This is a genomic window from Reyranella sp. (assembly GCF_004296935.1).
Lineage (GTDB): Bacteria > Pseudomonadota > Alphaproteobacteria > Reyranellales > Reyranellaceae > Reyranella.
In genome coordinates, this window is record NZ_SCVH01000157.1 from 1 (window position 1) to 4,024 (window position 4,024).

Genomic DNA, 4,024 nt, shown 5'->3' on the forward strand with positions numbered 1-4,024 from the left:
CATCGGCGGCGGCGACCGCCGCGCCGTGTCGGAACGCGTCTGGAGTCTCCTGCGCCGCTACGGCCAGCTCACCTGGTGGCTGGAACGCACGCGGCACCCGGATCGCTCGGCCCGCGCCATCGTCGCCGCCGACCTGATCCTGGTCGAGAGCAACAACCTCGCGCAGCTCGCCGCCATGTTCGACGGCGGCCGCTATCGCCCGGCGCCGCTCGACGAGGCCGAGCTGCGGGCGCTGCGCCAGATGGAAGGCCACTCGCTGCCGCATCCCGACCAGCCCGACTGGGTCCGGCTCAACGTCCAGGAGTGGGTGGCGCCGCATCTGATCGAGGCCTACGGCGAGAGCTGGGGGCGCGAGATCGCGGCCATCGAAGTGCCGCCGCCGGTCGACCTCCGCGTCAACCAGCTCAAGGCCACGGTGGAGCAGGCGCAGGCCGCCCTCGCGCGCGAGGGCATCGACACCGAGCCCATGCGCTATGCGCCCTGGGGGCTGCGCCTGAAACGGCGGCTCTCGGTGGTCTCGGGCGAGGCCTTCCAGAACGGCCTCGTCGAGATCCAGGACGAGGGCTCGCAGCTCGTGGCGGCCCTGGTCGATGCCAAACCCGGCATGCAGATCGCCGACTATTGCGCTGGCGCCGGCGGCAAGACCTTGGCGATGGCGGCGGGCATGAACAACAAGGGCCGGGTCGTGGCCATGGACGTCTACGAATCGCGCCTCGACCGCTCGGCCCAGCGGCTGCGCCGCGCCGGCGCCCATAATGTCGAGCGCCGCGCCCTCGACATCGACAATCGCAAGTGGCTGAAGCGCCAGGCCAAGGCCTTCGACCGCGTGCTGGTCGACGCGCCCTGCACCGGCACCGGCACCTGGCGGCGCAATCCCGATGGCCGCTGGACGCTGAGGCCTGAGGACCTGGCCGAGCTGGTGCCCAAGCAGGCCGAGATCCTCGACGCCGCGGCGCGGCTGGTGAAACCGGGCGGCGGGCTGATCTACGCCACCTGCTCGGTCCTGCCGGCGGAGAACGAGCGCCAGATCGAGGCCTTCCTAAATCGCCATCCCGATTTCGACGTCGTGCCGGCCGTCGACATCTGGCGCGACGTGCTGGCGAGCGAACCGCCGGCCGAGATGGCGGCCTCGCCGTACCTTCGCCTGTCGCCACTCAAGCACGGCACCGACGGTTTCTTCGCTGCCACCCTGGTGCGCAAGTCGGAGCCTGTGGAGGTGAAAAAGGAAGCGGAGGCGTCGGCATGATCCGCATCCGCCGCGCCAAGCGTGACGATGCCTCGGCGATCGGCCGGGTCCATGTCGAAACCTGGCAGGCGGCCTACGCCGGCCTGCTGCCCGACGCCATGCTGGTCGGCATGTCCGACGTCCGCCAGTCGGCCTGGTGGTCGCGCGTGCTGTCCGATCCCGGCGAGGCGCGCGGCGTGTTCGTGGCCGACGACGAGGACATGGGCGTGGTGGGCTTCGGCAGCTGCGGCCCGGCGCGCGATCTGCCCGAGGGGTTGGACGGCCGCGAGGTCCGGGTCGGCGAGGTCTACACGCTCTACGTCGAGCCCGACTTCCAGAACCGCGGCCTCGGCCGCCGCCTGCTCGATGCGCTGTTCCGCCAGCTCAAGGCCGAGCGCTGCGATACCGCGATCTTGTGGATGCTGGCCGAGAATCCCACGCGGTTCTTCTACGAGGGCCTGGGCGGCGAGCGGGTCGGCGAGCGGATCGATACCCTGTCCGGCGTCGACGTCGAGGAAATCGCCTACGCCTGGCGCAGCCTCACTGTGCCGCTGGTCCGGCGCCGCCTGGCGGCGGAGGACTAAGACCCCCTCCGGCGCTGCGCGCCACCTCCCCCGAGACGGGGGAGGAGAAGGAAGAGTAAGACCCCCTTCGCCGCGTATGACGCGGCACTTCCCCCGCAAGCGGGGGCAGAGAAGAATCAGACTCCTCCCCCGTCTCGGGGGAGGTGCCCCGCAGGGGCGGAGGGGGCTTGCTGCCCACAGCCGCGCTGTTTATATCCCCCCATGACCGACCGTTTGCTGATCGTCGATTTCGGTTCCCAAGTCACCCAGCTCATTGCCCGGCGCCTGCGCGAAGCCGGGGTGTACTGTGAAATCCACCCCTTCCAGTCGGTTGACGACGTCAAGATCAAGGCCTTCGACCCCAAGGGCATCATCCTGTCGGGCGGCCCGGCCTCGGTGATCGAGGGCCAGGCGCCCTCGGCCCATCCCGCCATTTTCACCGCCAAAGTGCCTGTTCTCGGCATCTGCTACGGCGAGCAGACCATGGCCAAGGAGCTGGGCGGCACGGTCGAATCCGGCCACCACCGCGAGTTCGGCCGCGCCGAGGTCGAGGTCAAGGCGGGCTCGGCCCTGTTTGACGGTGTCTGGATCCCGGGCGACCGCAAGCAGGTCTGGATGAGCCACGGCGACCGCGTGACCCAGCTGCCGCCCGGCTTCAGCGTCATCGCCGCCAGCGACAACGCGCCCTTCGCCGCCATCTCCGACGAGAAGCGCGGCTACTACGGCGTGCAGTTCCACCCCGAGGTCATGCACACGCCCGACGGCGCCAAGCTGCTGCGCAACTTCGCGCTGAAAATCGCGGGCGCCACGGGCGACTGGACCATGGCCGCCTTCCGCGAGCGCAGCATCGCCCAGATCCGCGCCCAGGTCGGCAAGGGCCGCGTGATCTGCGGCCTCTCCGGCGGCGTCGATTCCTCCGTCGTGGCGGTGCTGCTGCACGAGGCGATCGGCGACCAGCTCCAGTGCGTGTTCGTCGACCACGGCCTCCTGCGCAAGGACGAGGGCGAGCAGGTCGTCCACCTGTTCCGCGACAGCTACAACATCCCGCTGATCCACGCCGACGCCTCGGACCTGTTCCTGAAGGCGCTGGCCGGCGTCACCGACCCGGAGCAGAAGCGCAAGACCATCGGCTCGCTGTTCATCGACGTGTTCGATGCCGAGGCGAAGAAGATCGGCGGCGCCGATTTCCTGGCCCAGGGCACGCTCTATCCCGACGTGATCGAATCGGTCTCCTTCACCGGCGGCCCCTCGGTCACCATCAAGAGCCATCACAATGTCGGCGGCCTGCCCGAGCGCATGCACATGAAGCTGGTCGAGCCCTTGCGCGAGCTGTTCAAGGACGAGGTGAGGGCGCTCGGCCGCGAGCTCGGCCTGCCGGCGGACCTGGTGAACCGCCATCCGTTCCCCGGCCCCGGCCTCGCCATCCGCATCCCGGGCGACATCACGAAGGAGAAGCTCGACCTCCTGCGCGAGGTCGACGCCGTCTATCTCGACGAGATCCGCAAGTCAGGCCTCTACGACGAGATCTGGCAGGCCTTCGCGGTGCTGCTGCCGGTGCGCACCGTGGGCGTGATGGGCGACGGCCGCACCTACGACCAAGCCTGCGCGCTCCGAGCCGTCACCTCAACCGACGGCATGACCGCCGACTACTACCCGTTCGAGCACGCCTTCCTCGGCCGCGTCGCTGCCCGCATCATCAACGAATGCCCCGGCATCAACCGGGTGACCTACGACATTACGAGCAAGCCGCCGGGGACGATCGAGTGGGAGTGACGACTTAAACTGCGTGTGGCTTGGCGCTCTAGATAAGAGACAAGTGGGCGCAAATCGCCTCCCGCTAGATATTATGAGGGGTATTCCAGATATTATTCATGGAATCCTTGATAAAATATCAAAATCGTAGATAATGAGGCTTCAATGGTCGATTTTATCGATGGAAGCCTGATATGCAGCATTTTTCGGCGGTCCAAAGCATTATTAGGGCAGCCCTATCCGGCGATCATGGAGCTGTCGTTAAGCAAGTTGAGCGGCTCCGAGCGCGCTTAGCTAAGGATGGCGATGGGGCGGACGTGAATGCGCTCGACCGCCTTTTGGCGTCCGCCACTGAGAGTCATGATATGGCGCCAAGCCGAGTGGAGGTTTCGCGCGCGTTGGTCGTTGGCGAGCTTTTGACGCCGCAGATCAATCCGCCAATGGATCGCGAGACGGGGGCTCGACTCTGTTCGATTGATTTTCC

At 67.5% G+C, this 4,024-nt stretch carries 3 protein-coding genes; all 3 read left to right on the top strand.

Going from position 1 to position 4,024, the window contains the following annotated elements:
* Positions 1-1,246 (top strand): RsmB/NOP family class I SAM-dependent RNA methyltransferase (locus EPO55_RS22900; RefSeq protein ID WP_296339678.1); only part of this gene is annotated, 1,246 nt, incomplete at its 5' end.
* Positions 1,243-1,809, top strand: coding sequence for an N-acetyltransferase (locus EPO55_RS22905; protein WP_296339680.1), 567 nt, complete (start codon positions 1,243-1,245; stop codon positions 1,807-1,809). The genes EPO55_RS22900 and EPO55_RS22905, both read left to right, overlap by 4 nt.
* Before the next feature lie 201 nt (positions 1,810-2,010).
* Entirely contained in the window at positions 2,011-3,561 is a 1,551-nt protein-coding gene (gene guaA, locus EPO55_RS22910; RefSeq protein WP_296339682.1) for a glutamine-hydrolyzing GMP synthase, read from the top strand.
* Positions 3,562-4,024 lie beyond the last annotated feature (463 nt).